We start from the raw sequence: 26,520 nt of genomic DNA, 5'->3' as shown, positions 1-26,520 counted from the left end.
GCCATCCCGCAGGGAACTTTGAACTACCTTTCCGTTTACGTTGCCGACGCGAAAGGATTTTTCCGTGAGGAGGGGCTCGACAACGAAACCATCATCATTTCCGGCCCCAGGGCCACGGCCGCGCTGCTCAGCGGCGACGTCAATTACAGCGGCGCGGGCGGGAGCGGGATGCGCGCCGCGGTCATAGGCGCGACGCTCAAAGTGATCATGTTTCAGACGGAGAAAGTCACCTGGTATTTGATAACGGATTCGAGCGTGATGAAGGCGGCGGATCTCAAGGGCAAGAAAATCGCCGTCGGCAGCATCGGCGATACTCAGGACAGGCTCACCACTCTGTTCGTCGAGCGCGCGGGGCTTACTCCGGCAGACATCACTCGAATCACGATGGGCACCAGCACGACGGCGCGAATTCTGGCTGTCAAGACCGGCGCGGTTCAGGCGGCGACCATGGATCCGGGAGGAGCGAGCGTCGCGGAGAAGGAAGGGCTCAAGACCCTGGCATATCTGGGCGACCTTTTTCCATTTCCGTTTCAGGGATTCGCCACGATGGACAAAAAAATCGCGGAAAATCCGGCCCAGATCAAACGCTGGCTCAGGGCGATGATCCGCGGGCTGGTATTTTTACGCGAGCGGCCGGAAGAGTCCAGCCAGATCGCCGTCAAAAAACTCCAGCTCGGAAACATCACGCCGGCGATGTTGCTCGACGGAGTCGCGCGCTACGTCAAGGCGCTCCCTGAAGGAGTGCCGGGCATGCCTTCGCCGGAGGGAATCAAAAACATGTTGGAGTATGACGTCAGGCTCCCGATGAACCTCAAGGAGCCGGTGGCTCCCGAGAAGGTGCTGAACCTAAAATTCGTCGAAGAGGTCAAGAAAGAATTCGAAAGCAAGCGCATCATTAGATAGTAAGAGGAGACGAGAGGATGAGTTCCGAAAGCGAATCAAGAGAAAAACTTGCAAAGGTGGGACGCATCTTCGCGATGCAGGGAATGCTCGGCCTCTTCGGCCACGTGAGCGTGTACGATCCCGCGGCCAAAAAAGTTCTGCTGACCCCGGCGATGGGCTCGGACAAGGCCAACTTCCGCGGCGAGGAGATGGTGGAGACGGATCTCGGAGGCCGCCCGCTCGGCGCCGGCCGCCCTCCCGTGGAATGGCCGATCCACACCGCTCTGCACGCCGGGCGCGAGAACGCTCTGGCGGTCGCTCACCTTCATACTCCCTATGCGACGCTCTTTGCCATCGCCAAACGCAAATTCCAGCCCGTCACTCTGCAAGGGGCGATCTTCAGTGAGGGCGTGCCGCTCTACCGCGAAGCGCATCTTGTGACGACGCCGGCGCGCGGACAGCGTATGGTCAAAGTCATCGGCAAAAACCGCGCGCTCCTGATGCGCGGGCACGGGATTGTCGTGGTCGGAAAAAATCTTGAAGAGGTCCTTTTCGCCGCGCTGGTTTTGGAGGACGATTGCAAAAAGAGCTTCCAGGCATCCTGCCTGGGGAGCTTGGGCATTATCAATCCGAACGAATGCCGCGCCTTCGGCGCGGAGATCGCCCTTGAGCGGCGGGCGCAGCGCGCTTGGGATTATTTTACGCAATTGGAAAAGCGCTGGGACCGCCAGCCGGCGACGGGAAAGAGCGAGCTTTTCCCATAAACCGGGCGATGTTCACTACGAAGCCGAGGGGCGCGAGGAAGAGGGCCAAGTCCTCGCTATGCTCGGAATTTCAAATCGCACATTTCAGATCTCAGATTATGAGATTTGAGATTTGCAATTTGAGATCCCGAAGGGAGTGGCCGCGGCCGAAGACTTGCGCCGTGAGGACTCACAGTTAAACGATTAGGAGATGAGTTTATGAGCGACAAAGTGCGCCTTTACGCCGGCACACAGCACGGCTTGATCGTCTGGCGATCTAACAACGGCGGCTGGGAAGAAGTGAGCCACGGCTTCGAGAACGGCATCATCGATTCGATCCATGGCTGTCACGATCAACCGGAGCGCGTTTACGTCGGCGTCACCCACGACGGGCTTTACCGCACCGCGGACGGCGGCCGGACCTGGAATAAAATTTTAGACGGCGACATCCGCTCGGTCGCCGTCGATTCCACTTCCGACGATGTGATCTACACCGGCGTCGAGCCGGTGGCGCTCTACCGCAGCGAGGACCGCGGCGACAACTGGAACGAGTCGGCGTCGCTGCAAGCGCTTCCGGAGCCGGTGAAAAAACACTGGTGGTTTCCGCAGCCGCCGCACCAGGGACACGTGCGCAACATTTTCGTCCATCCGGACGATGCGCGGACGCTCTATCTCTGTATCGAGCACGGCGGCATCGTGCGCAGCTTCGACCGCGGCGAAACCTGGGAAGGCGTCAGCGGAGGGATCGATTATCTCGACATTCACGTGATCGCGAATCTGCCGGGCCGTTTCGACCGCTATTACGTCGCGAGCGCGCGCGGCTTCTTCACCAGCGATGAGCCCGCCAACGGCTGGGTGCGCGCCGAGAACGGGCTCACCCGAGATTACTTCCACGATTTTCTTTTCCTGCCGCCGGCGCGGCCGGGAGGGAACCCGGAGATGCTGGTGGCAACCGCCGAAGGATCGCCCGGCGTCTGGAGACGAGAAGGACGGGGCGCCCGCGCCGCGCTCTTCAAGAGCGCGGACGGCGCAAAGTCCTGGCGGCGCGCGGGAGATGGGTTGCCGGAGAATCTAGACCCCATGGTATGGGCGCTGGTGCACCATCCGTACGATGCCAACTCTCTATTCGCCGGCCTCGGCGCGGTGGCACGCGGGCATGCCTCCGGCAGGGGAGGGGCGGGAAAAATTATCGTGAGTCGGGATCGCGGGGAAAGCTGGCAGGACGTGCCGATCCAACTACCGGCGGACCGGGTGTTGTGGGCGGCGGCGGATTGAGATGAGGAAAGGAACGAGGCGAAGCGAGGAGTCGGTTCAAGAAGCGAAGGAGGCGTCAATGAAAGGCGGTCTGAAGCTTTGGTTTGCGGGTTTTTTGGCGGCGGTCTTTTGTTTCTCAGCCGAAGCCGGGGCGCAGACGCTGAAAAAAGTCCGCATGGGAAGTTCCTCGACTAATGTCTCTTTCCTGGCGATCTATACGGCACAGCATAGAGGCTTTTTCCGTGACGAAGGCCTCGACCTCGAGATCATTTTTATGCCGGCGAATCTGGCCAGCACCGCGGTGCTGAACGGCGATCTCGACTACAACGGCGCGGTCACCGGCACGATCGGCGCCGCCGTGCACGGGCAACCGATGAAAGTCCTGCTCTTCACGGTCTCTAAGCCCCTGCTGTTTCTCATCAGCAAAAAGGAAATCAAAGATCCGAAACAGCTAAGAGGAAAAAAAGTAGCCGGCAGCTCTCCGGGAGGTTCAGCCACTCTCATCGCCGAAAAAGTGCTGAGACACTACGGCCTCGAGCCTGGACGAGACGTTTCATTGCTCCCCATGGGCGGCTCCGCAGCAAGCCGATTCGCGGTACTGGAATCCAACGTGGTTGACGCGTCGTTTTTGTCCGTCCCGGAAAACATCATAGCCCTGGAAAAAGGCTACAACGAGCTGATCTTTGCCGGGGATGTGGTGGAATTTCCCCAGAACGGTTTCGGGACTTCGGAAAAAAGAATTCGGGAGAACGCGGACGAGGTTTATCGCATGGTGCGGGCGACGCTGCGCGGTCTACAATTCGTGTGGAATAAAGCCAACCAGGAAGCGGTCACAAATATTTTGATGAAGCAGTGGAAGGTTAACGATCGCAAGATGGCCGGCGAAATGGCGCGGCAAGTCAATCGCGTCCTAACCAAAGACGCGTCGGTCAAGCCCGAGTCCGTGCAAGTGCTTGTCGACCTCGCACGGGAGAGCGCAAAGGTCTCCCGGCCGGTCAGCGCGGCTCAGGTTGTAGACTACAGCTTTGTGGAAAAAGCAAGGAAGGAATTGGGACTGGCTAGGTAGAGGCAGAGAGTCATGCCGGAAATCCAAAAAAAGCAGACCAACGCGAGCGAACCTTAGGAATCAGTCGGTGCAACCGACGAACCATCTTTCCACTCGGCTACAGATTGGTTTGTGGACAGAGTTTTCGTCGCAGCCTTGATCTGAAAGTCTTTCTTATCGAGGCCGTACTCTCGCATCTTACGGTACAGCGTCTTTACATCCACTCCGCTGTTCCTGGCCGTCGGACCGATTCTCCCGCCGAAAACCTTAAGCTGCCGCGCCAGGTATTGTTTTTCCTGTTCCCTCAGCCAGTCGCGCAGCGAAAGATCAACCGATACCGCCCTTTCCTCCCTCGCGGGAAGCGGGGTTGAGTCGGGCAACTCGATGTTCTCGATGACGCGCCGGCTTGTCATCACGATCGCTCGCTCGAGCACGTTTTGCAGTTCTCTAATGTTTCCCGGCCAAGTATATTGCATCAGCCGCGTTAAAGAATGTTGCGAGATGCCGGTGATGCTTTTGCTGACGGCAAGCGGGTGATGGTGAAGAAAATCATGCACCAAAAGCTCGATGTCCTCCCGTCGGTCGCGCAGAGGAATGAGATGGATGGGAATCACGTTGATCCGGTAGTAAAAGTCGGTGCGCATCTGTCCGCCGGTGACGAGCTCTTTAAGCGGAACATTCGTGGCCGCAATAACGCGCATGTCGACCTGGATTTTGCGGCTGCTGCCCAAGCGCTGAACTTTTTGGTCCTCGAGGACGCGCAAAAGCTTGGCCTGCATGGAAAGCGAGATGCTTTCGATCTCGTCCAGGAACAGAGTTCCGCCGTGGGCCAGCTCGATTTTTCCGGGCCTTGACTGATCTGCGCCCGTGAAAGCGCCGCGCTCATAGCCGAACAATTCACTCTCTAGCAACGTCTCCGGAACGCCCGCACAGTTGATGGTGATCAGAGGTCCTTCGCGGCGCCGGCTCTGGTAGTGGATGGCGCTGGCAACCAGCTCCTTTCCGGTTCCGGTTTCTCCCTCGACGAGCACCGTCATGTCGGTGTCGGAGACCATGCGGATGATTTCAAACACCCGGTGCATCTCGGGCGTCTTGCTGAGCATCCCGCCAAACTCGCATTGGTCCTTGAGAATGCGCCGGAGATGACGAATTTCCGTAAAGATCTGCGCCTTTTCCAGAATCACACGAGTCGATTCCTGAATCGTCGCGCCGCTGAAAGGCTTGACGATGTAGTCGCTCGCCCCGAGCTTCAGCACCTCGACGGCGGTCTCGATATCACCATAACCCGTGATGACGATCACCGGGACATCGGGATAGGTCTCGTGCATTCGTCTGGTCAGTTCAATACCGCTGAGACCCGGAAGTCGAATATCCGTGACTACCAGATCGATATCTTCCGCTTCCAGACATTTCAGAGCTTGTTCAACAGAAGAGCAGACTACGACATGGTAGCCGGCGTGTTCGTATAACCGCTCAAGCTGCTGGCAGACCAGCACCTCATCGTCTACTACTAAGATAGTAGGTTTCAAATCAGGCAAGGCCGTTTTTTCTTTCTCGACGCGACTGGTCTTTATCCGTTCCGAGGCAGGGCGCGATTGCCGATCTGCGGACTTTTTGGCCTTATTTTCAAGCGACGACATTCATATTCTCCGTCAGTTCATTGGAGCGCGCACGAGAGATCGCCTAGTGCGCCTCCAGAGAAATAGTAAATAGCCCGCGCTTGGAATTTTGTTTTTGGAAGGAAATATCTCCGTTTTGGAGGCAGAGAATCTGGCGGGCCAAGGCTATACCGAAGCCGGCCTGACAACCGTTAATTTTAAGAAAGGGTCTGAACACATCATCTTCGTCGACCGCCAGCGACGTGGCCGAGGCGCAACTGATCTGTAACTCGACCTGCTTTTTGCCGGCCAACTCTTGAAGCTCGGATTTGATTTCCAAGTTCCCGCCTTGCGGGAGGAGAAGGCGTGAAAATTCTATGACCTGCCCCAGCACTCTACGAAATTTGTTCCAATCGAGCCGAACTAAAGGCATCGGACCGCGGCACCGGACCCGTAGATGTATCTTCTGCCGGCTCAACTTCCTTCCTATTTCCCGAACGAATTCTTCCAGAATGACCTTCGGGTTTGCTCCAGAGAGTTGCGGCTCGGCCGGGGCAAAAAACTCGCGCAGTTCATGTATTGACCGATTGATTCGCTCAACTCCCTCGAAAAGGGGTTGGCACTCCGAAAGCCTGTTGCCGGTCAACCACATCAAGTCAAGACCGGAATTGATGATCTGCAGATCGTTTTTGATGCCGTGAACCATGCTGTCGATGATCTCGCTGGCATTGGCCAAGCGTCTCTCTTCTTGACTTCGGGGACGATAGCTTCGCAAGTCGGACACATTCATGTACGCGCTGGTCACGCTGTCCACTTCACCGGAGGAACTCTGGTGGGAAACCGAGACATCCCTGATCCAGATGTCTTTCTCGCCATGAGCAGGAGAAAACCGGTAGTCGCAGGATGTTCTCCTTTCTCCGGCTAACAGTTTCTTCCACGCGGCGCGGAAGAGATCTCGATCCTGGGAATGAATTCGGTTGATCCAGAGGGAAGGATCATGCTGCAGGTCAGGAGCTTCAAATCCGAGCAGCTCGTGGGCCGCCTGGTTGAGAACCGAAACAGAGCGGTCCTTGTTCCAAATCACGACGGCGCATGGAATCAAATCGAGAGCGTTTCTCGCCAGAGAATCGTTCTTCGAAGCCAGCGAAACGTTGTGATGCCGGGACTGCACAGTCACAAATCTCTTATCGGCTAAGGTCCGCAGAACTGTTGTCTATACGCTAGTCACCACCTCCCTGTCAAGCCCAAACGGGTAAAAATGCCCTAAAGCTAGGCTAGGAGCTCTCAATCGGGCTTTTTTACGCCAAATTTTTCTTTCTAATACAATGGAGTACGTTTTTATACCAAGGATCTGAGAGGAAATTTTTTGGGGCACAACAACAGCCGTACGCAAGACGCTTGCGGGGAATCCGCTCCCCTGTTTACATTCCTGTTGATATGCTGTTGGGCCGAAGGGCTGGCACTGTTTATAAATCGACTAAACGGCTAGAGCGAGATGACTCTAGAGCCGGGAAAATTCTTAAGAGCGTTCCTGGTATCCACCACCACGGGACTATGAGCCGCGATCATTTCATAATCAAAAATCGAATGATCGGTCAACAAAACCACGCAATCCATAGATCGTAGCGTCGCCGGCTTGAGGCCCACAGATTGTAGGTTCCCTCCGTGAAGCTCGAGCGAAGAAACGTACGGGTCTGAGTATTGAACCTGGGCTCCCTTTTCACGCAGCCCGTGCAGAACTTCGATGGCCGGTGATTCGCGGACGTCGCTCGTATCGCGTTTGTAGGCCACTCCCAGACCAAGGATTTTCGAACCCTTCAAGCTCTTTTGCCGGTCATTCAGAACCTCGGCTATCCGAGCGATCGTGAAGGTTGGCATCTGATCATTGATTTGCGCGGCCAATTCGATAAGTCGCGGTTCGCATCCGTTGAGACGCGCTTTCCATGTCAGATAGTAAGGGTCAATGGGAATACAATGGCCTCCAAGTCCGGGACCCGGATAGAAGGGCATAAAACCGAAGGGCTTCGTCTTGGCTGCATCAATCACTTCCCAAACATCGACCTTTAACTTATGACACAGAAGGGCCATCTCGTTGGCGAGCGCGATATTGACGCTGCGAAAGGTGTTCTCAAGCAGCTTTACCATCTCCGCGCATTCGGGTGAGGACACCCGAACGATGTTTTCGATAAATTGGCTATAGAACATCGCGGCAAGCTCGATGCAAGCTGGAGTCATACCCCCAATGACTTTCGGAATATTGCGCGTTGTATACTTCGCATTTCCTGGATCCACGCGCTCCGGAGAAAAAGCGAGAAAGAAATCGCTCCCTACACGCAAACCGGTTTTCTCCAAAATTGGGAGCACCACTTCCCTCGTTGTTCCCGGGTAAGTTGTGCTCTCAAAGACGACAAGCTGACCTTGCTGCAGATGGTTGCGGATCGCCTCGGCCGCCGCAATGACGTACGATAAGTCCGGCTCTTTGGTCTTTCTGAGCGGCGTCGGGACGCACACACTCACTGTATCGAAGTTCTCCACAGACGCCAGAGACTGAGTAGCCTTGATATTCCCCTGTGCCACCAAAGAGAGAAGTGTCTCATTCGGCACATCTAAGACATGCGAGATTCCCGCGTTGACGGAATCGACTTTTTGCCTGTCAATGTCGATGCCCGTAACGTGAAACCCCTGTTTAGCCATCTCAACCCCGAGGGGAAGCCCTACGTATCCCAACCCGATTACGCCTACCCTCGCGGTGCGATCATGGATTTTTTTGGCCAATTCTCTCCCGATTCTGTACTCCTGCAATACGGGTGGATATTGATAGTCTTGTTGAGCTTTCATCCTTTTCTCCTCTTTTTGTAGTTGTTTTGAGAGCCTAAGAACTCAATGTGGCGCGCTGGAATTACAAGCAATTTGCTTGCCAAAATATTCCACTGTCCTTGCCAAACCTTCTTCAAAAGAAACCTGTGGCCGATAGCCGAGGCAACGTTGTGATTCAGATATCTCTCTGCCTGAGTATACCGTATATCGCCGGCTCTTTCTGCCGTATGAAGTAACTTCAGCTTCGTTCCGATAATCTCCTCTAGAAGATCAACGAGTTCGAGAAGAGTGTGCGACTTTCCCTCTCCCACGTTAAATACCCCTCCGGAGCCTAACTTGCTGTGGGCAGCCTGTAAGTTTGCCTGCACAACGTTGTCGATGTAAGTAAAATCCCGCGACTGCAATCCATCGCCATGGCGTGTTATGCGTTGAAAACCCGGCGTCTCTTAAACCCGACCCGTTGAAGCGATTCTATCAAAAAAGAGCCAATGCGCCGGCTGATATATCCGACCGGGCGACGGACGTAGTGAAAGGGCAAGAGCCACGGGTAGCGCGGCGCCTCCGCCCAACGTAGATAGCTCGGTGAGGGACAAACCATCCATTTCAGGACGGAGACTCGTCCGCGCCAGCCCTGTGCGTCTCGGAATAGCTTTCGCAAACTCCCACGGGGCGCCGACCGCGTGGCAGAGAAGGCAAATTCCCGTTCGACCGTGTTGGTTGTTACAGCCGCCGCCGACAACCGAGTCAAGAAAGTCGGAGGGACCGGGGCATTGAGATTTTCCGCCAAGTAGGACAGCGTAACGGATAAAGGTAAGACGAGACGGCTCTGCCGCGCGCAATCAAACAGCAGGTCCCACTCCAGGTCGCGATATCGGTCGATAAGCAGCCATGCATCGCTCGCCCAGCGCAGCGATTGTCGGCTCCCGGAATAAAAGGCATGGCCGCACACATGAAGCAGGCTATCCGTGGGGGCCAGAACGTTGGACGAGACGCCGGCGATTCGGCAGTTCAGGCGGCGCGACCACATTTCGGCTGCCGACGCGCCGTGATAAGGGATCGAAAATAAACGGCTATGCAGGACGACGGGCAGCTCGGACTCGTGCACCAGCGTCACCTGGGAAATTTTGTCTTCGAACCCGACGAAACCAAGAGCGGGCAACAGGCTCGCGGCCTTGGTTAAATCTCGGTCTCCTACCCAAATCTCTATGTCGTGAGAGTGACGGAGCACCGGATTTTTATAGACCGTTTCCGCCAAAGCCGTGCCCTTGAGCACGATGTTCGGAATGTTTTCTTTCGCGAGCGATTGAAGAACGTCGCGGCAGATCCGCAGAAAGATCTTGCTGCGGAGTTCTTCTTTCAGATACGCCGAGCGGAGAAAAGTCTGACTTTCTTTGTCTAGTTCAAGTCCATGGCGCCGCAAGGCGTCGAAGACGAGCGGGCGCAAATTTTTTACCGCCTTATTCTTGCCGATGTAACCGTTCGGTATTTCCGACGTATATCTTCTCCATTCGCGCCATGCCTCTCGCGCAGAGTCGGCGGAAAGCAGACAGGCGCGCAGTAACAGAGTTTCCTCTCGCGTCGGCAGAATAACCGACAGAGCGTCGGAGAACGGGTATTGTAAAGAGAGCCGGCTCATGCAATGGCTTCAGGGGGGTTCATGGGAGTTTAATCCCCGGAGCGTTGACGCGTATCTTGTAAACTGACGTGACTGCCGTGATATAAAGGCTGCGCCAGTCGTCGTCCCCCCAGCCGCAATTCGACGGCTTCTCGGGAGTCAGAATAGTCCCCAAGTGTTTTCCCGCGGCATCCAAGACCCAGACGCCGCCGGCTCCGGTGCAAAAAATCCGGCCCTCCACGTCCACCTTCATGCCATCGGGCGCGCCCGGGGTGCTCACGTTCATGTTGTGAAAAATAGAGCCGCCGGCGAGCGAGCCGTCGTTCCGGACGTCAAATACCCGGACGTGGCGGCGCTCCGAATCATCGATGTAGAGTTTTTTTTCATCGGGCGAAAAGGCCAGGCCGTTGGGCCGGGAAAAATCGCCGGCTATGAGTGTAAGCTCCTTGCCGTCGGGCGACAGGCGGTACACCCCTTCGATCGTCTGCTCCCGCTGCTCGGGCGTGATGCCGTAGGCCGGATCGCTGAAATAGATCGCGCCGTCCGACTTGACGACCAGGTCGTTGGGTCGGTTGAGCTTTTTCCCCTCGAATCGGTCCGCCAATATTTCGATCGAACCGTCTTCTTCGGTCCGCGTCACCCGCCGGTTGCCATGCTCGCACGCGATCAGCCGGCCTTTTTTATCCCGCGTCAAACCGTTGGAATTGCCGCTCGGCTCGCGAAATGTCTCGATCCGGCGACCGGATTTTAGTCTCACGATACGGTTTGCCGGAATGTCGCTGAAGAGCAAGCTCTTTCCCTCTTCGATCCAAACGGGACCCTCGGTAAACTGAAAGCCGGTTGCGACACGTTCAAGCACTGCGCTCTCAGGAAAGAGGCCTATAAATGCCTCCGACTTTGTATCCAGGCAACTTGAAAGCGACTGTCGCATCGTTTTCCATGCGGTCATACGCTTCTTTTGCGCTTGGTAAATCGATTTCAGCAGGTCTGGTGATTTAGCGTACAGAAGATTCAGTCCGTTTAAACTTCGCTGACGTAGATTATGCGAGACCGATATCCGCTGAGATAGCGCTATAGAAAAACGCTTGCGGTACGACTCGGAGGTGAGCACGAACGAGGAATTTTTAAGCGCCCGCGCGGGCTCTACAGGACGCTCACTGAATTTCATCTCTCGAATGGTATTCTTTAACTCTGCTGCCAAGGCGGTGAAGCCCATTTTGTCTGCGACTTCCGCCCCAATAGCGCTGTTACTCAAATAGGTCCGGCGCACGGATTCGTCATAGAAAAGAATGTCGAGATCTAGGAGATGCTCCAGATGCTCCGATATCAATATTAGAAGAACATGGCGATCGACTGTGGTTAGCCCATTGAGATCATTGCGTGCGAGCCGACCCGTCCTCGAATTCCAGAACAGCGACGGAAATCTGGCAAGGTATTCCGCGACCTCCGATCCTAGAGTCCCCGCAATTTTATCGTGCCGCCCTCTGGTGATGCCGCGACGGCCATCCCCAAAATCGCCATTTTCAAAGACGTTGTGAAGCAGACCCGCCGCTACGACTGGCGCGGGTAATTTAAGTGACGCGAGGATACTCGCGGTCCCTACGGCATGCGCGATAAAAGATTTCCCCGACGGTTGAAATCGACCGGTAAAAAGCACGATCGCGAGTTCGTAAGCGTCCCGGATCAAACTGAGGTCGGCGACCGAATAGCCGGCGCCGCGAACCTGATTGTATAGCTGCGCGTTTGTCTGAGCGTACGGCTGCATAGGTGCGGGTAGTAAAAGACCGCCTCATGCGTGCGGGGAAAAAATGGGTCGAAATCGCTGGCGTATGTATTGATACGATCTGCAGCACTTCGACCTCGCCCTGTCCACAATCCCGGCACCCCATCGACTGCCGGACAAAAGGGTCCGACAAAACGTCACTGAGAGCCGCTCGCAGTAGGATTGCGGGGCAATGGAATACGTAACTTTTTTGCCTTGAATCAAAGGCGTAACAGGGAGCTGCGCTGTCGTGATAGCTTTGAACACCCGTTCCATCTCGGCGGACAACGAAGAAACGCCCAATCTGTCCGACATCTCCATCAGGATGGGGCCATGGCGCTCAATGTCGCGCTGATGCCTTCCTTGCTCCTTTTCACTGCGGGCAAAATATAACCCGCCCAAATCGAGTTCATGCTCCAGCTCATTGGCCAGGCGCATCAGAAGAACGTCGCGATCCACCGGGCTTAGCCCATCAAGAGTCCCGTGAATCACTGGAATGGATTGCGGTTCCCATAAGAGGCGCTCATATCTGGCCACGTACTCTTCAACCGCTTCCCCAACAGCGCGCCTAACTTGTCTGCGCTTTTTCTCCGAAATGCCCTTTCGTACGCCTCCGAAATCCCCATGACGATAGGCGGCATGGATCAGACTCGCTGCGACCACATTGACCGGGACATGAAGAGAAGCGAGAACGCTCGCCGTGCCGACGAGATGATCAAAGAATGGCCGTCCGGTAGGCAGGAAGATCCCGGTAAATAACCGCATTCCAAACTCATAGACGTGGAGCACGCGATCGCGGTCTTCCTTCGAATATCCTTCAGACCGGAGTTGATTGAAGAGTTGAACGTTGGTTTGCGCATAGGTATGCATGATATCGATTTTTCCGGCTGGTTTAGGAAATTGTATAGTCCGTAAAGTCGGGCTGAAACCACTTGATGCCTATGCTTTGCTGTCCGGTCTCGTCAGCGGGGTTTCGTTGAATTTCATTTTCATGGACTAACGTGTCATGAATTCGTATCTCGGCCTTGGAGCTATCAGAAACATAAAAAGTGACGCCCTTCAAATCATTTAGCGTCGGAGTAAAGTCGCCGAACTGTGGGTCTTGGATCACGGTGATATCTATAATTGTTCGGCCGTCAATTTGTGCTTCACTAAAAACCAAATGGTCCAATGCGAGGTTGTAGCGCAGCAACCTCGAGGTTTTGGCCACAAGGATTTCCCCCTCATCCTGATAACCCTTCAGCAGTCTGAAAGAACGGATACTGCTCGCCCCAAGTCTCGAATGAGTACCAAGTGGGCGGGCGCGAGCGAGCCATCGGTTTTTTGCTGCTGGCGAGATCCTCCTGTGAATTCTTCCCGGCAAATTTACCATGCTGCTCAAATAAGCGCGCCAACCGCCGCGCTTACCGCGAGGGCTTAGGTATCCAAAGTGAGTATAGGCCACTTCGAATTTGTTCCCGATTATAAGGGAATCAAGATTGGCAGCATTAAGGATAGAACTTACGGTATCTGCATAAGGCTTGCCGCTGCTGTATCTGCTGAAATGCCAGAACTTACCGCCATCCCTAAACGTGACAGGCACGAGCACTGTGTCTTGACCGAATGTACTGCGCCAGGCAGCTGATTCCGTAGGTAGATATGACGAATAGAACTTTATGCCCGATTGCCGCGCGCAATCGGCCCAGTAAGCGGGCGAAGAAGGGAGGTCGCCCATCGACCTCGGCTTTTCCGCCGTGGATGCTTGGCTCGGCACGCCAAAATCGGAGGTGACCTCGGAGTGATTGGTAAAGGTGTCGATCTTCAGTCCTCTCTCTGCCAACCATTCCATATAATGTTGTCCATCTCTCCTGCACCAGTCCGTGGCGCCTCGCATGAAAGCATGCTCGCCCCAATTCCCGTCGCCGCCATGGACAACATCAATCCACCCGGCTCTGATGTATTTCTCTATGAACTTCGGACCGTCTTCAAACACCAGCCTTCCCGTGACGGGGTCTCGAGCGTGAGCGGGGTCTAGCACTCGAGCCACCTCCCCAACGAATTCATCCGCCCACAGGTCTTCGTTTTTATATCGATAACAGGCATCGTAAACGCTGAGGCCTTTATTCGACATATTCTTGAAATAAAAACTGTCGCCGACGTCCAGTCCCACACCATTCCCGTAATGGGGAATGGCTCTCGTTAGGGTATTTAGAAATTTATGGACTCTCACAAATTGCCAGGGATGCATCGAGTCGATATCCGAGCAAACCGCCAACAAGGCTTTGTAAGGGTAAGGAAAGCGTCTTTGGGTTACCGGCATTGTTGCTGTTTAACTTGTTCAAGGACTCACTTGTGCCAGAAGCTCCTCGACGCAATTCGGTGTGGCTCGCAAATCGCTTCCTACCTCCAGCCAAAAGCAGGGAACTCGCTCGACGAGTTGCGCTAACTTATTGAACCCCGGGACTCCCAATCCTCGGTTGGGTATCTGTAATAGGGAACTCGGCCCGAGCGCCAGCAAGGCTTCAGCCTTTGAAGCAGGTCGAAATCTCGATTTTGGAATGTCGGTCACACGGAGCAGCGCCAGGGCGCGTATCGGGACGAACCGTTTGAGCCGTTCCGGAAACACCTGAGAGAGAATCATCACCGATTTCAATTCATGCGGCGGCCTGCCTTTGATGGCGTGAGGGCGCAATTCGCTAAAACGGCCCAGGTGCTCGGTCTCCAGGAAGACCGAATTATAGAGGCTGTGACCGACAAAGGAGCCGTCCGGCCGGCTTTCCAGACCGACATAGTCTTCGCTCAAGTATCCGAAACCGGCAGACACGCAGGCCAAAGACGACGTTGACTTCCCGGAGCCGCTCTTTCCCGCGAAGAGCACCCCTTTGCCGTCGCGGGCGACCAAGCCCGTATGGATCACCTGGACGTCCTGATCGTTGTGCCACTTGAGTAAGAGGCGCGCCAGAGGCTTCGCCCGCTCGTAGATGAAGATGCGATCGTGCCACGCGATCGTCGCAACGATATGATTCGCTTCGCGGTCCAGGCAGGAAAAAGTGTGCGGCAACCGTTGCCCGATGAAACGATCATCGCTCGATTGCACGGTCGACTCAGTCCAACCTAGGTCGTTCTCAGTCGCCGCCACCATGCGGTCGCGATTTTTTTCATCGTCCGAAAGATCGATCGTCAATTGCGGCGGCTGCGCACAACGTCCGTTCGCTTGCAGATGAGAAAATGGGCGGACAAAGTGCTCGGCAAGGTCATGCCCGACGACGCGGACCCGGACGCTTCGTCCTCCGAACACGAAGAACGATTCGCGTACCTGATGCGGCGTCTTGGCCGCCGCCTCGTCAAACTCCGCACGCATGTTCTTGAAGGCCGTCGCGCCGTCGAAGCCTTGCGGATTCTCCGAGTCCCATGTGGTTCCGAATCTTGAAAAATCGACTTCATGCATGAGCGTTTTGATGTGCGTAGGCTATGGTGGTCTAGCTTCTAGCGCAGCCGGCGGCGATCCAGAGCGCCTTTCAGAATATGCAGATACTCTTCTCGGCTCTGAGCGGCCTGAACCTGGCTCAGATTCGCGTCATGAATGCGGCGATAGACCAGGGCGTCGGGTAACAGCTCCATCTCGGCGCCGCTCTCTTTGGCTCTTAAATACCAGTCGGTGTCATCCCCATGAGTCAGGGCAGTATTGAATGGACCGATTCGATCGAAGAAACTGCGCCGGACCAGGAGGCTCTGCGTGACGTAGCCCGGCAGCGGCCGTCCGACGTAGTAGGTTTCCAATCCATTCGCCGTCGCGCCGTCTTTGGGTGTGCGAAAGTTCTGCACGTGTGTGACACAGTACTCGAGCTCGGGGCGGGCTCGAAAACGCGCCATCTGGCGCTCCAACTTCTCGTGATGCCAGAGATCGTCCGCATCCAAAAAGGCGATGAAGTCTCCTTTCGCCGCGGTCAATCCGAGATTCCGCGCCGCCGCCGGGCCTGAATTCGGTTGCCGTAAGTAAGTCACGGGCGCTCGGTAAGCGCGCGCGACGTCCGCGGAATTGTCGCTCGAGCCGTCATCCGCCACGATGATCTCGACCGGTTGATACGTCTGCGCTGTAATGCTATTCAACGCCTCGGCCAAATAGCGCTCGCCGTTGAAGACAGGCACGATGCAACTGATCAAGAGTCGGTCCATTCCAGCTTCTTTTCTGGCCGATTTAGTTCACTACGCTTGAGCACAAGACGCGTCATGGCCCAACTTCCGGTAAATCGCATCGTAAGCGTCTACGCAACGAATCCAACTGAACATTTCCTGCACCCGGCTCCGGATCGATTGACCCATTTGTACAGCCACCTGCGGGTGTGTCAGCAAAAATGTGATAGCTTCGGCCAGCCCCGCGCTGTCTTCGAGCTCGACCAGTAATCCATTCTGACGGTGCATCACGATTTCTGCCAAACCCGGGATCCGAGTCCCCACGATCGGACGGGCCATCAGCGCCGCCTCTAACGCTACCAGTGGAAGTCCCTCCGATCGAGACGGCATGACGACCAGCGTTGCGGTGTTCATCAGAGCAGGGATTTTCTCAGGCGATACCCAACCCATAAAATCGACGACGCCGGTAAGATTCAAGTTGGAAGCCTGCCGTTGCAACGTTGACAGCTCAGGTCCGTCGCCGGCGATGGTCAATCTGAGACGGGGAAAGCGCTCGACGATCCGCGCCAAGGCTGACAACGCCATATCGAATCCTTTTTCGGCGTGGAGGCGTCCTAAGCACAGCAGCCGCGGCATCTCGGCAGGAAGGGGTTGCGGCAAAATCGGGGGAACCTCCACGCTGTTGAAAATCACGGATGAGCGGGAAATGGTCCGAGGCACCCGTTGACGCACTTGCGCGAGCGTCGCGGACGACACGCAATTGATCCAATCCGCAGAACGCAGAGTGCGTCCCATGAGTGTGTCGGGACCGGTGCCTGTATCCGGCAAGATTTCGGTCGTCAGGGTCAACAATAAAGGAGTCGGGCTCACATCGGCCGTCTCGCGGAGGAATAGAACGCTGGGGCCGAAATTTTGTACGTGAACCAAGTCCGGCGCGAAGGTCCGCTTGAGCTCGGTTATCCGCCGCTTTGCCGCCAGCATCTGGATCATGTCACGGCCCGCCAATGCGGTGCAAAACGGGAAACGATAGACCGGAATCCCTTGATAACTGTCCTCGGGCGGGAGATCCGCGGTATCCTGGCGCGTCACGACGATGAATTCATGCCGTTCGCGCAAAGCCATCAGAAGCTTCGCGGCAAAAATTTCCCCGCCGCCGATATACGGCCAAAACAGATCCGACCAGCACAAAATTCTCATGACGGCGTCTCGACTGCCTTGAATCGTCGCTTATTCAGAAACTCGCGTGAGGAAAGCCATTGTGGAGCTGCCGGTATAAATCGTCAAAAGCTTTGACGTGGCGCTCCCAGCCGAACAGCGCCTGCGCGCGGCTGCGCGCCGCCCGGCCCATCATTGCCGTTATGTCCGGATGATCGATGAGATACTCTATCGCGCGGGCGAGCTCGGCGCTGTTCTCGCTCTCCACAATCAATCCGGTTTGCCCGTCTACAACTACTTCCGAAAGCCCGCCATTCCTGGTTGCGACAACGGGGCGGCCCATGACAGCTGCTTCCATCGCCACCAAACCGAAGCCTTCTATTCCACGCGACGGCATCAAAACCATCGTGGCCGAATTTAAAAGCGCCGGGATTTTGTCGAATTCCACCCATCCGATAAAGTCGACAAGATGGGCGATGCCCAACTCGGCAGCCTGCTGTTCCAGCGCGGGCCTGGCAGGTCCGTCACTGGCCATAATCAACCGCGCGTGAGAGAAGCGACGCGCGATGGTGCTAAACGCGGTCAATGCGAGATCAAACCCCTTGTCGTAGACATGGCGCCCGAGGCACAGCAACCGCGGCGCTTCGAATGGCAAGGATTCCGGCGAGAGATCCGGCGTGTCGAAACCAAAATAGTTCACCGAAGAGCGTGACGAAATCTCGGGCACGAGACGCAACGCCGTCGTGAGCACCATGGTCGAGCCGGCGGTTGTCCAGTCGGCCGAGCGCAGTACGCGTCCGACTATGGAATCACTGCCGCCGGATTGATGCTCTAAGGGCTGATGCAGTGACACAAGCAACGGCGTGCGGTAGGTATCGGCTGTTTGGACGTGGAAGTAGACGCTTGCGCCTGAAAGATTCAGGTGGACCAGATCCGGTTGGAATCTTTGTTTGAGCCGGGCCACCTCCCGTTTGATCTCGATCAGTCGGCGCGCGTCGCGGCTCGTCAACGCTGTCCAAAAAGGAAACCGACGAACGGGAATTCCTTGATATCGGTCCTCCTGAGCTAAAGCGGAAGCATCTTGCGATGTCACCACGATAAAGTCATGGCCATGCTCGCGCAGGGCGCAAAGCAGCTTTGCGCTCCAGACTTCGACGCCGCCGATGTTGGGCCAAAACTGCTCGGACCAGAATAGAACTCGCATAGCGAACTAGCGTGTGATTCTATCGGTGCGGTCATGCCCGTCCGCCGTCAATTGGCGGTATAACTCGTCATATGCGTTCACGTGCCGCTGCCAGCTAAAAACGTCCTGTGCCCGCCGGCGGGCAGCCCGGCCCATTTGCCTGGCAATTTCTGGCTGCTGAAGCAGAGACAATCGGCGTAGCGTAAAACCTTCCCGAGCAAGGTTTCAGGCCCGACGGGTTCATTGGGCAGAGCTTGGTGCAGAGTGACCAACGTCGGCGCGGGATGGGCATTCGCCGTCATGAGATGAAATAAGACACTGCATCCGTACGAGTTGACGTGGACGAGATCGGGGCGAAATTCCTGCTTCAGCTTCCTTACTTTTGCAGCTGCTTCCGTTAACGGGTTGATGGTGCCCGGCTGAAAGCCCGGAAAGAATGGAAAACGATGAACCGGGATATCTCCGTAGAGCTCCTCTGAGGGAAGATCCGGCGTCCCCCATGTCACCACGATGAATTCATGACCACGATCCCGCAACGCCGGCAACAACCTGGCCGCCAGGTTTTCAACGCTACCGAAAACGTTTCCGACCAAAAAAGGATTCGCTTGCTCTCGTTAGGCATTCACGGCAATCGGTGAGAAGGACTATTGGACAGTCGTTCCTAAGGTGGATCGTCGGGGTAGGATGTCAATTTTCTTGCCATTGGACGCCGGACCGGTCGGCGCCAGTGGGCAGTTTCCGCACAAATCATATTTTTCCCGCCGGCCCTCGATAAGGTCCTTGACCAGCTCCGCGTGCTGATCGGAGAACCACAGTTCTTCCAGAGAATTTTGATACACATTGCCAAGCTTAAATGCCCCGTGCGTATCCTCACAGCAGTTACACATTTCGCCGTCATACTGGACGATCATGCGGATAAGGGGGCGGTGACAGGGCGCATTCGTAAATGTAATGTCCGGAACAGCCATGCGTGAATCGGAGGGCACCAGAGCCTTGGGAACACCCATGCTGTACGCCGTACGCCCGCCCGATAGACCAATGGGGCTGAACTTGAGGTTGGAACCAGCCAGTCTTTTCTGCCAGTACTCTTTGGCTTGGTCCAACTCTTCGTTAGTCTTATAGTCGTACAGCCCCACTACAATGAGCCCATAGGCACGCTTAACCTTCTCGCACAATGCGTCATCGTGTTTCAGCACGTCGCCGTTGGTGTGCAGGTAGGGTTTCATGCCTCGTTTCCTCGCCTCTTGCGCGAGCAGGATGTTGCGCTTGTCGAGCAAGGGCTCTGAATAATGGTAAAATCCCACGCGCCCCGTAAAACCCATTGCCTGCGCCTGATTCAATAGATCGAGGATCTTTTCGGTGGGCATCTGATTTAAGATCGCATTACCTTTTTCGTCGAGGTACTTTCCGGTCCGGTCGTAAGTGCGAGGGCAGAACCAGCATGAGCGATTGCAGTTCGATTGCGACTCGATCTGCATCCGCTCGAACAGAGGAATCCTGATCTTCGAAGTCTCGGGAGACCGGCCCGCCATAAGCCATCCTCTTGTTGCTAAAGTCCTTCGTAGGTATTCATGCAGCGCTTTAGCCAAAAACCTGACATCTGGCGACCTGCTCGAAGACGAAGATAGAGAACGAGGCTTGTCATCCGTCTGACCGTTTACGTTGATAATCCCGCCATGCCTTCAGAACAGGAAAAAAACCGTTCATGCCGTACTGGCGCGATATATTGTTCGGGTGAAGGCGCCGGTACATCAGCAAATCGGACAACACATCGATAACGGCACCTTGTTCCACCGCGCGCAAAAACCAAGTCATGTTCTCGAATTCCCGTGCGCCATCGTGAAAATTGCCGAATTTTTCGAAGGCGACGCGCCGTGCCAGTAGCGTACAGATGCTCCAAGCTGACTGTGGACCCGCCAGAGGATGCCCCTGATAACGGCTTTCTTCTTCCGCAAGCTCTGGCATCCAAAAATTCTTAAAACCGGTGAAGCACAGCTCAATTTCAGGCCGTTTATGGAACCGCGTTATTTGTCGTGCAATCTTCTCAGGATGCCAGAGGTCATCCGCATCGAGAAAAGCCGTAAACTCTCCCAGCGCTGCGACCAGCCCTAGATTGCGGGCCGTCGCCGGCCCTGAATTGGGTTGGGATAAGTAGCGAACCCGCGCACCATACTGTGTAACGACCGCTGCCGTGCCGTCGGTCGAGCCATCATCGACGACGATGACTTCCAGCGGCCGATAGGTCTGCGCCAAAATGCTGTCCAAGGTCTCCCGCAGATAGCGTTCGCCGTTGAATACGGGAACAATGCAGCTGATCAAAGAGAGCTTCATGGACATAGCAACCTTTTCACACGCTGATCAGGCGAGTCCTCAAATGGAGCAATTATTCCGCGGAGGACAGGTAATTATGGGATGCGTTTGTGATCAGTTGTCGATAGACGGCATCGTAAGAATCCACGCACCGCTTCCAACTGAATACCTCTTGCGTTCGCTGACGGCCGGACTGCCCCATTCGCGTAGCGATTTCAGGCCGGTCAAGCAGACAGACGATCGCCTCGGCTAGTTCAGCGCTGTTTTCCGGCTCGACAAGCAATCCCGTTTGCTGATGCACGACAACTTCCGGCATTCCCCCCACCCACGTCGCCACAATCGGGCGGGCCATGAGGGCTGCTTCTAGGGCCACCAGAGGCAGTCCTTCCTTCCTCGACGGCATGACAACCGCCGTAGCGGTATTGATCAGCGCCGGTACTTTTTCGGGAGCAATCCAGCCGGTAAACTCAACGACATTCGTGAGGCCCAACTCGACCGTCTGACGTTCCAGCTCTGTCCGCGTCGGCCCATCGCCGGCAATGACCAGACGCACGTTAGGGTAGCGTTTGCTAAGGAGAGATAGGGCGCTCAAGGCCAGGTGGAACCTTTTTTCGGGCGCGAGGCGTCCCAAGCAGAGCAATCGTGGGGGATTGAATGTCAGAGGCTCAGGGGCAAGAGGCGGCACCTCTATCCCGTTGTAGATGACCGATGAGCGAAAGACGAGCTCTCCCGCAGCCTGCCGGCTGCGTTCCATGGCCGCCGCCGAGCAGGCGGTGACTAAGGCGGCTTTTCGGAGAGTCTTGTCCAGCAGAGAGTTACGCTCGACGGCTTGCTTGTACGTGTCTCCGTGCAACGTGAACAGCAAAGGCACGGGACATCCACTCGCAGTGTCCAGGTGAAAAAGGACGCCGGGACTGAAAGAATTCACATGGACCAGGTTCGGAGCGAAAGAGCGTTTAAGCTTGGTGATCTGCCGCCGTATCGCTATTATTTGATCGAGGTCGTTGTTCGTTAAAGCGGTCGAAAATGGGAAACGATATACGGGAATCCCTCCGAACCTGTCTTCTTCGGGAAGGTCGGTAAGGTCCCGCGCGGCAACAACGGCAAATTCGTAGCCGCGCTCCCGTAAAGCCGGAAGCAGATTTGCGGCAAAAATTTCGACGCCTCCGATCTGAGGCCAAAACGGTGCCGACCAGAAGAGTACTCGCATAGGCGCTTTGTTTTGTCTCAACCGTCTTGCCGCCGCCGTTGATACGACGATGGGCTTCTAACCGCCGGCGTCACTTTGCTGATAAGTTTTTGGTACAGCGCGTCGTAAGCATCTACGTGGCGCTCCCAACTGAACACGGTTTGCACCCGGCGCCGGGCCGCCAGGCCCATCTGCACGGCCGCTTCAGGATTCTCAAGCAAAAAAGAAATGGCCCCGGCCAGACCTCGGCTATCTTCTCTTTCTATAAGCAGTCCAGTCTGTTGGTGCGCCACTATTTCCGGAAGTCCCCCGACGCGCGCTGCGATAACCGGACGGGTCATCAAGGCAGCCTCCAGTGCCACCAGGCCGAATGTTTCGTATCGTGACGGCATTAAGACGATCGTGGAATTATTGATCATAGCCGGCACTTGATCGGGAGCAACCCAGCCAGCAAAGTCGACTGCATGGCTGATATGCAGGTCGGCGGCTTGGTGCTCCAAACCGCTCCTGGCGGCCCCGTCCCCGGCAACGATGAGTCGCGCTCGCGGAAAACGAGGGACTAGCGTGGCAAATGCAGCCAACGCCAGATCCATTCCTTTTTCAGGAACAAGACGACCCAAGCACAAAAGCCGCGGGGTGTCGAACGATAGAGGCGTCGGCAATACGGATGGTGCGTCCATGCCGTTGTAGATAATCGATGAGCGAGGAGCAATCTCAGGCGCCAGTTTTTGCCCTTCAGTAAGAATCGCGGCCGAACAGCCGGCCACCCAGTCGGCGGCTCGCAGAAGATCTCGTACAACAGCATCAGCCTGAAGCTGCCATTCTCCGTGCAGCGTGACCAGCAATGGAGCCGGGTGTGTATTCTTCGTTGAAAGGTGAAAAAAGTTGTCTACGCCCACCGCATTGATATGAATCAGGTCCGGCGCAAAAGATCGTTTGAGCGCGGAGATCTTCTCCCTTACGGCAACGAAATGTTCGATGCTTTTATCCGTTAAATCGTTCCGAAATGAAACTCGACAGATTGGAATACCTTTGTAATCTGCTTCCTCCGATAACTTCGGATCATTTCTAGGGACAACTACGAGGTATTCATACCCGCGTTCTCTTAAGGCCGGCAGTAACTTTGCAGCAAGAACCTCGACGCCGCCAATGTTAGGCCAGAAGGTGCCGGACCAAAATAAGACACGCATGTTATTCGTCGAAAAAACGTCTGTGTCGGCTGGCGGCGATGATCAGCTTTCAAACAGCCCCGCGGCATCCATCGGTTCACGCGATACCTGTGAACCGATGGCTAATTGGGGCGCTCCAGGCTGCTGCCCCCCGTAGCCATGTCTTCCATGATGGAAGTGATCGTAAACAGATTTTGGAAACCTTCTTTGGACTGTTCGGCGCTCGCCTCGACGATACTCTTCATGCGCGTCGGCGAGAGGTAGTCGAAAATGAGATCGGCGGTCGCCATCTGCCGGCGCATACACCTTACGATCATCGAGTCTCCGCTATATCCATCCGTCGGACCGGCCGCTTTTTCCACGGTGCGGCGAAGCTCCATACGCTCTGCCAGGAGCGCCAGCGCTTTAGCGGCGACTCTGAATTTGTCCGACGCGACGGATCCTCCCATTCCGGCATACTCGACGGCGGCGGCGGCAGGCGAAAGCGCTTGTAAAAATTCCCGGTACAAGCCAAACCGCGCTTTCTGTTCATCCGGACAGCCCATGGCATAGTTGAAGACCCGAGCGCCGGAAAACGGCGTCGCGCTCCAGAAGTAACATCGATTTCTATCCTCGCCCTCCGATTGCCACCTGAGCGCTCTTTCACAAATGACGAAATGCACGTATCGCTGGCGCCAATCTGCTTCGGGATAGGCCGAGAGTTGGTCCCGTATTTCACCGATGATTTCCGATGCCTTCACTCCCGTGAGCGCGGCCACCGTCTCCAGCGGAAATTTCGCATACTGCGCGATCAGGTAATCCACGGTCGAATTCAAATCCTGAACTTTTGCCGCAGGAGTCAGATCGCGAAGCGCCTTGTCGCCGGAATCGCCGGTGACAAAAATCATTTTCGGGCCGTAGGCTCTTCGCACCTCGTCTAAATAAGGCACCAGAAAGGACATCCCCAGCGAATTCATCCCGTTCTTCAGTCTGAGAAGCTTTAACACGTCTCGCCTTCGTGGAGCCGCCAGCCGGAATAGCCGCCATTCCATATCGAGCAGCTTTGCGACTTGCTCGGCTATCCGCGCGTCCGCCGCGAAGCTTTCCGCGTGATCGATGAACGTGGCGGCGCAAGCGGGCAGGCTTTGTCTTTGGTAGCATGCCGCCACCGCCCTGGAGTCCAGGCCCCCGCTCAAGGAAACCACATTCGCCAGACCCGGCGCGGTTCGCGAAACGCAGGATTCGGAGAATAGCGCCGCGAGACGGCCGGCATTCTCCTGGAGACTTTGCGAACGATGTGCCTTCAACTCGAAACTGATGACCACCGCCTAAAGGCGGTGGGTTCCTTTCCGTCTAAAGACGGCTGAAGACCCGATGAAACTACTCTTCAATCTTGAAATCCTCGTCGGCCTCGGAAGGTTCCTGCCCTTGTGTCGCTATGTATTGCGCAATGACCTCGTCCGTTACGTTTCCGCTGCTTGCTGCAAAATACCCCCGCGCCCAAAGGTGTCGCCCCCAAAATTGCCGGCGCAGATGCGCGAACTCCATCAGCAACTTGTGACTGGTCTTCCCTTTGAGATACTGCATCACTTTACTCACCGACAGATACGGCGGCACCGACACAAACAAATGGACATGGTCTTTCCCCACATGCCCTTTCAGTATCTCGATATCATTCGCCCTACAAATCTCCCGAATGAGTTCGCGCACCCGCGCCCCCACCACCCCACTCAGCACCGCCCGGCGGTACTTGGTAATCCAAACCAAGTGATACTTGAGATCGTATTTCGTATGACTGGTCGTCCGGTATATCTGCACACGGATGTTTTACCTCAAGGCTTCGCCTAAAGGCGAGGGATTTTCTCCCATTCCCAGAAGGAGACATTAAAGTTCGCTTAAGAATTGCAATATATGACGACGGCTGACTCACTCTAAATCCCCCTTGATCCCCCTTTTTCAAAGGGGGAATTTTTCTCCATTACTCCGTTAATCCCTCTTTGAAAAAGAGGGGAAGGGGAGATTTTTCGCCCGAACGATGCAGCAATTATTCCACGAACTTTAGATACACCTCGCCGCGTCGTCATCATGCTCGCCGCGCCTACCGTTCTATCCACACACGGGAAAAACCGGCCGTGGTCATATTGAAGCGGCCGTCGAAATCGGTCTCGAATCCTCTGACTTTTTTATGGTAAGTGAAAAAGCGCGGCACAAAGGCTAACGGAATGCCGGGTATTTCCTCGTGCAGGATGCGGGTGACCCGGGCGAAAAGGTCATAACGTTTTTTCTGATCGGTGATCTTCGACGCTTCCTCCATCAGCCGGTCGACTTCCGGGTTGCAATAGCCGGAGGTGTTTTCGGTCCGGTTCTTGGACTTGACCTCTTCCTCGGCGCAGCCGAACTCGCTCGGGTATTCTTCTTCCGGATCGTTCGGTATATCGCTGCCGGAGAGCACCATCATGAAATCGCCGCGGCCTTCGCGCGATCCCCGCGCGCCCCGCTCCAGCACCAACACTTTGGCCTTGAAGCCGGCGGCCGTCAATTGCTGCTGGATCACCTGGAGTTCTTCTTCCTCCGACTTGAGGCCCGTCAGCTCGACTTCCAGATCGGGGCTGATGCCCGCGTCTTTTAGCAGCGTCTTCGCTCGGGCCGGATCCGTTTTGATCTCGGGAAGCTTGACCCGCCAGGGACTCTCCTTGGGAAAAACCTGATCGACCGGCTCGCCGAAGCCCCAGAACGCGCCTTCGATATACTTCTTTTTGTCGAGCGCGTAGCGCACCGCCTGGCGCAGCTTGAGATTATTGAACGGCGGATCGGCGACGTTGAAAAGCATCCGGCGATAGCCGGCGTATTTCACCTCGGTAATCTTGAGATCGGGAGATCCTCCCGCAAGCAGCTTTCGGACCGCGGCGTAGGGAGTTCTCTCGATGATATCCAGATCGCCGCTCCGCACCGAGATGAAACGGACCTGGTCGTCCGTCACCGGCTTGAGCACCAGCTCGTCCAGGTAGGGGAGCCCTTTTTGCCAGTAGGTTTTGTTGCGCGCAAAGATCATTTCCCGCGACGGCTTGTATTCCTTGAAGATGAACGGGCCCGTGCCCGGCGGCGGCGTCAGCACTTTCGCGCTTCCTTCCGGCACGGAATCCTTCGGCACGACCGGAAAAGATCTGACCATTGCCAGCAGATTGAGAAACGCTCCCATCGGCTGCTTGAGAACGAACTCAACCGTGAGCCCGTCTTTGACGTTTACGCTCTGCAGATTTTTCAGGATCGTGAAGCCCGAGGCCGTGTTCTTGGCGTCGAGGGCGTAATCCGCCGACCACTTCACGTCCTCGGCGGTCAGCTCTTTTCCGTTGTGGAATCTTACTCCCGGCCGGAGCTTGAAGATGTAGCTTTTCCCGTCGGGAGAGACGCTCCAGGACTGCGCCAGGGACGGGACCAATTTTCCCGTCTTATCGAAATCGAGCAGCGCCTCGTACGCCAGACCGCGCACATAGTAATTGGTGGAGCTCGTGCGGATAAAAGGATTGAGCGAGGTGATGTCGTTTCGAATGCCGAAAACCAGCCGGCCTCCGTGGATCGGCTTCTCCGCGCCTCCGGCTAGCTCCGGCAACGAGAGCATCGCAAAGCACAGGATTGCGGTTGCCAGGCGTTTCATAACATCCTTCGTGACCTTCGTGGTTCGACCTTGCTCACCACGACCCTGAGA

The 26,520-nt window shown here is 55.8% G+C and carries 24 protein-coding genes; 4 read left to right on the top strand and 20 right to left on the bottom strand.

The features are described from left to right. The 4 genes from VGL70_16110 to VGL70_16095 form a co-directional block, all read left to right on the top strand. The coding region (locus tag VGL70_16110) for an ABC transporter substrate-binding protein (GenBank protein ID HEY3305050.1) at nt 1–903 on the top strand (903 nt) is incomplete at its 5' end. Between the two features lie 17 nt (nt 904–920). Further along, nucleotides 921–1,646: a class II aldolase/adducin family protein gene (locus VGL70_16105; GenBank protein HEY3305049.1), complete on the top strand. Its 726-nt coding sequence runs from the start codon at nt 921–923 to the stop codon at nt 1,644–1,646. Nucleotides 1,647–1,844: 198 nt separating this feature from the next. Continuing rightward, nucleotides 1,845–2,900, top strand: a complete 1,056-nt coding sequence (locus tag VGL70_16100) for a hypothetical protein (GenBank protein HEY3305048.1) — start codon at nt 1,845–1,847, stop codon at nt 2,898–2,900. A gap of 58 nt (nt 2,901–2,958) precedes the next feature. Then, nucleotides 2,959–3,945 (top strand): ABC transporter substrate-binding protein, encoded by a 987-nt coding sequence (locus tag VGL70_16095; protein HEY3305047.1) that lies wholly within the window; start codon nt 2,959–2,961, stop codon nt 3,943–3,945. A gap of 53 nt (nt 3,946–3,998) precedes the next feature. On the opposite strand, the gene VGL70_16090 is transcribed toward VGL70_16095, so the two are convergent. The 20 genes from VGL70_16090 to VGL70_15995 all read right to left on the bottom strand — a co-directional run bounded on the left by VGL70_16090 (nt 3,999) and on the right by VGL70_15995 (nt 26,469). After that, nucleotides 3,999–5,564 (bottom strand): sigma-54 dependent transcriptional regulator, encoded by a 1,566-nt coding sequence (locus VGL70_16090; GenBank protein ID HEY3305046.1) that lies wholly within the window; start codon nt 5,562–5,564, stop codon nt 3,999–4,001. 43 nt (nt 5,565–5,607) lie between these two features. After that, a complete protein-coding gene (locus VGL70_16085) occupies nt 5,608–6,693 on the bottom strand; it encodes a PAS domain-containing protein (GenBank protein HEY3305045.1) in 1,086 nt (361 codons plus the stop codon). Between the two features lie 314 nt (nt 6,694–7,007). After that, nucleotides 7,008–8,360: a nucleotide sugar dehydrogenase gene (locus VGL70_16080; GenBank protein HEY3305044.1), complete on the bottom strand. Its 1,353-nt coding sequence runs from the start codon at nt 8,358–8,360 to the stop codon at nt 7,008–7,010. Next, nucleotides 8,357–8,743, bottom strand: a complete 387-nt coding sequence (locus VGL70_16075; GenBank protein ID HEY3305043.1) for a hypothetical protein — start codon at nt 8,741–8,743, stop codon at nt 8,357–8,359. Before VGL70_16075 ends, VGL70_16080 begins: the two co-directional genes overlap by 4 nt. A 17-nt stretch (nt 8,744–8,760) precedes the next feature. After that, nucleotides 8,761–9,975, bottom strand: a complete 1,215-nt coding sequence (locus VGL70_16070) for a nucleotidyltransferase family protein (protein HEY3305042.1) — start codon at nt 9,973–9,975, stop codon at nt 8,761–8,763. A 19-nt stretch (nt 9,976–9,994) separates the two neighbouring features. After that, complete coding sequence (locus VGL70_16065; protein ID HEY3305041.1) at nt 9,995–10,813, bottom strand: SMP-30/gluconolactonase/LRE family protein; 819 nt, start codon at nt 10,811–10,813, stop codon at nt 9,995–9,997. 930 nt (nt 10,814–11,743) lie between these two features. Further along, nucleotides 11,744–12,586, bottom strand: coding sequence for a hypothetical protein (locus VGL70_16060; protein ID HEY3305040.1), 843 nt, complete (start codon nt 12,584–12,586; stop codon nt 11,744–11,746). Nucleotides 12,587–12,608: 22 nt separating this feature from the next. Further along, nucleotides 12,609–13,865, bottom strand: coding sequence for a hypothetical protein (locus tag VGL70_16055; GenBank protein HEY3305039.1), 1,257 nt, complete (start codon nt 13,863–13,865; stop codon nt 12,609–12,611). 168 nt (nt 13,866–14,033) lie between these two features. Continuing rightward, nucleotides 14,034–15,056 carry a hypothetical protein gene (locus tag VGL70_16050; GenBank protein HEY3305038.1) on the bottom strand — a complete coding sequence of 341 codons (1,023 nt, stop codon included), beginning with the start codon at nt 15,054–15,056 and terminating at the stop codon, nt 14,034–14,036. A gap of 125 nt (nt 15,057–15,181) precedes the next feature. Beyond that, the gene (locus VGL70_16045) at nt 15,182–15,871 is read right to left on the bottom strand and encodes a glycosyltransferase family A protein (protein HEY3305037.1); all 690 of its coding nucleotides are present in this window, start codon (nt 15,869–15,871) and stop codon (nt 15,182–15,184) included. A gap of 30 nt (nt 15,872–15,901) precedes the next feature. Next, nucleotides 15,902–17,026, bottom strand: a complete 1,125-nt coding sequence (locus tag VGL70_16040) for a glycosyltransferase family 4 protein (GenBank protein HEY3305036.1) — start codon at nt 17,024–17,026, stop codon at nt 15,902–15,904. 34 nt (nt 17,027–17,060) lie between these two features. Next, nucleotides 17,061–18,188, bottom strand: a complete 1,128-nt coding sequence (locus tag VGL70_16035) for a glycosyltransferase family 4 protein (protein HEY3305035.1) — start codon at nt 18,186–18,188, stop codon at nt 17,061–17,063. 77 nt (nt 18,189–18,265) lie between these two features. Then, nucleotides 18,266–18,760 carry a glycosyltransferase family 4 protein gene (locus VGL70_16030; protein ID HEY3305034.1) on the bottom strand — a complete coding sequence of 165 codons (495 nt, stop codon included), beginning with the start codon at nt 18,758–18,760 and terminating at the stop codon, nt 18,266–18,268. A gap of 51 nt (nt 18,761–18,811) precedes the next feature. Then, the gene (locus tag VGL70_16025) at nt 18,812–19,699 is read right to left on the bottom strand and encodes a radical SAM/SPASM domain-containing protein (GenBank protein HEY3305033.1); all 888 of its coding nucleotides are present in this window, start codon (nt 19,697–19,699) and stop codon (nt 18,812–18,814) included. A 109-nt stretch (nt 19,700–19,808) separates the two neighbouring features. Beyond that, nucleotides 19,809–20,498 (bottom strand): glycosyltransferase family A protein, encoded by a 690-nt coding sequence (locus VGL70_16020; protein ID HEY3305032.1) that lies wholly within the window; start codon nt 20,496–20,498, stop codon nt 19,809–19,811. Nucleotides 20,499–20,550: 52 nt separating this feature from the next. Then, a complete protein-coding gene (locus tag VGL70_16015) occupies nt 20,551–21,708 on the bottom strand; it encodes a glycosyltransferase family 4 protein (protein ID HEY3305031.1) in 1,158 nt (385 codons plus the stop codon). Further along, nucleotides 21,705–22,856, bottom strand: coding sequence for a glycosyltransferase family 4 protein (locus VGL70_16010; GenBank protein ID HEY3305030.1), 1,152 nt, complete (start codon nt 22,854–22,856; stop codon nt 21,705–21,707). The genes VGL70_16015 and VGL70_16010 overlap by 4 nt, the downstream gene beginning before the upstream one ends. 101 nt (nt 22,857–22,957) lie before the next feature. Next, on the bottom strand, nt 22,958–24,019 hold the full coding sequence (locus VGL70_16005) for an asparagine synthase-related protein (GenBank protein HEY3305029.1): 1,062 nt from the start codon (nt 24,017–24,019) through the stop codon (nt 22,958–22,960). 175 nt (nt 24,020–24,194) lie between these two features. Then, a complete protein-coding gene (gene tnpA, locus VGL70_16000; protein ID HEY3305028.1) occupies nt 24,195–24,632 on the bottom strand; it encodes an IS200/IS605 family transposase in 438 nt (145 codons plus the stop codon). A 280-nt stretch (nt 24,633–24,912) separates the two neighbouring features. Further along, a complete protein-coding gene (locus VGL70_15995; protein ID HEY3305027.1) occupies nt 24,913–26,469 on the bottom strand; it encodes an ABC transporter substrate-binding protein in 1,557 nt (518 codons plus the stop codon). Nucleotides 26,470–26,520: the final 51 nt, after the last annotated feature.

The organism is Candidatus Binatia bacterium (assembly GCA_036504975.1).
Lineage (GTDB): Bacteria > Desulfobacterota > Binatia > UBA9968 > UBA9968 > JAJPJQ01.
Note: the sequence above shows the minus strand (reverse complement) of the source record. Positions and strands in the feature narration are given on the sequence as shown.

Coding starts and splice junctions, on each gene's coding strand:
- VGL70_16105 (HEY3305049.1), top strand. CDS start 921: ATGAGTTCCGAAAGCGAATCAAGAGAAAAACTTGCAAAGGTGGGACGC.
- VGL70_16100 (HEY3305048.1), top strand. CDS start 1,845: ATGAGCGACAAAGTGCGCCTTTACGCCGGCACACAGCACGGCTTGATC.
- VGL70_16095 (HEY3305047.1), top strand. CDS start 2,959: ATGAAAGGCGGTCTGAAGCTTTGGTTTGCGGGTTTTTTGGCGGCGGTC.
- VGL70_16090 (HEY3305046.1), bottom strand. CDS start 5,564: ATGTCGTCGCTTGAAAATAAGGCCAAAAAGTCCGCAGATCGGCAATCG.
- VGL70_16080 (HEY3305044.1), bottom strand. CDS start 8,360: ATGAAAGCTCAACAAGACTATCAATATCCACCCGTATTGCAGGAGTAC.
- VGL70_16070 (HEY3305042.1), bottom strand. CDS start 9,975: ATGAGCCGGCTCTCTTTACAATACCCGTTCTCCGACGCTCTGTCGGTT.
- VGL70_16060 (HEY3305040.1), bottom strand. CDS start 12,586: ATGCATACCTATGCGCAAACCAACGTTCAACTCTTCAATCAACTCCGG.
- VGL70_16050 (HEY3305038.1), bottom strand. CDS start 15,056: ATGCGTGCGGAGTTTGACGAGGCGGCGGCCAAGACGCCGCATCAGGTA.
- VGL70_16045 (HEY3305037.1), bottom strand. CDS start 15,871: ATGGACCGACTCTTGATCAGTTGCATCGTGCCTGTCTTCAACGGCGAG.
- VGL70_16040 (HEY3305036.1), bottom strand. CDS start 17,026: ATGAGAATTTTGTGCTGGTCGGATCTGTTTTGGCCGTATATCGGCGGC.
- VGL70_16035 (HEY3305035.1), bottom strand. CDS start 18,188: ATGCGAGTTCTATTCTGGTCCGAGCAGTTTTGGCCCAACATCGGCGGC.
- VGL70_16025 (HEY3305033.1), bottom strand. CDS start 19,699: ATGGCGGGCCGGTCTCCCGAGACTTCGAAGATCAGGATTCCTCTGTTC.
- VGL70_16020 (HEY3305032.1), bottom strand. CDS start 20,498: ATGAAGCTCTCTTTGATCAGCTGCATTGTTCCCGTATTCAACGGCGAA.
- VGL70_16010 (HEY3305030.1), bottom strand. CDS start 22,856: ATGCGTGTCTTATTTTGGTCCGGCACCTTCTGGCCTAACATTGGCGGC.
- VGL70_15995 (HEY3305027.1), bottom strand. CDS start 26,469: ATGAAACGCCTGGCAACCGCAATCCTGTGCTTTGCGATGCTCTCGTTG.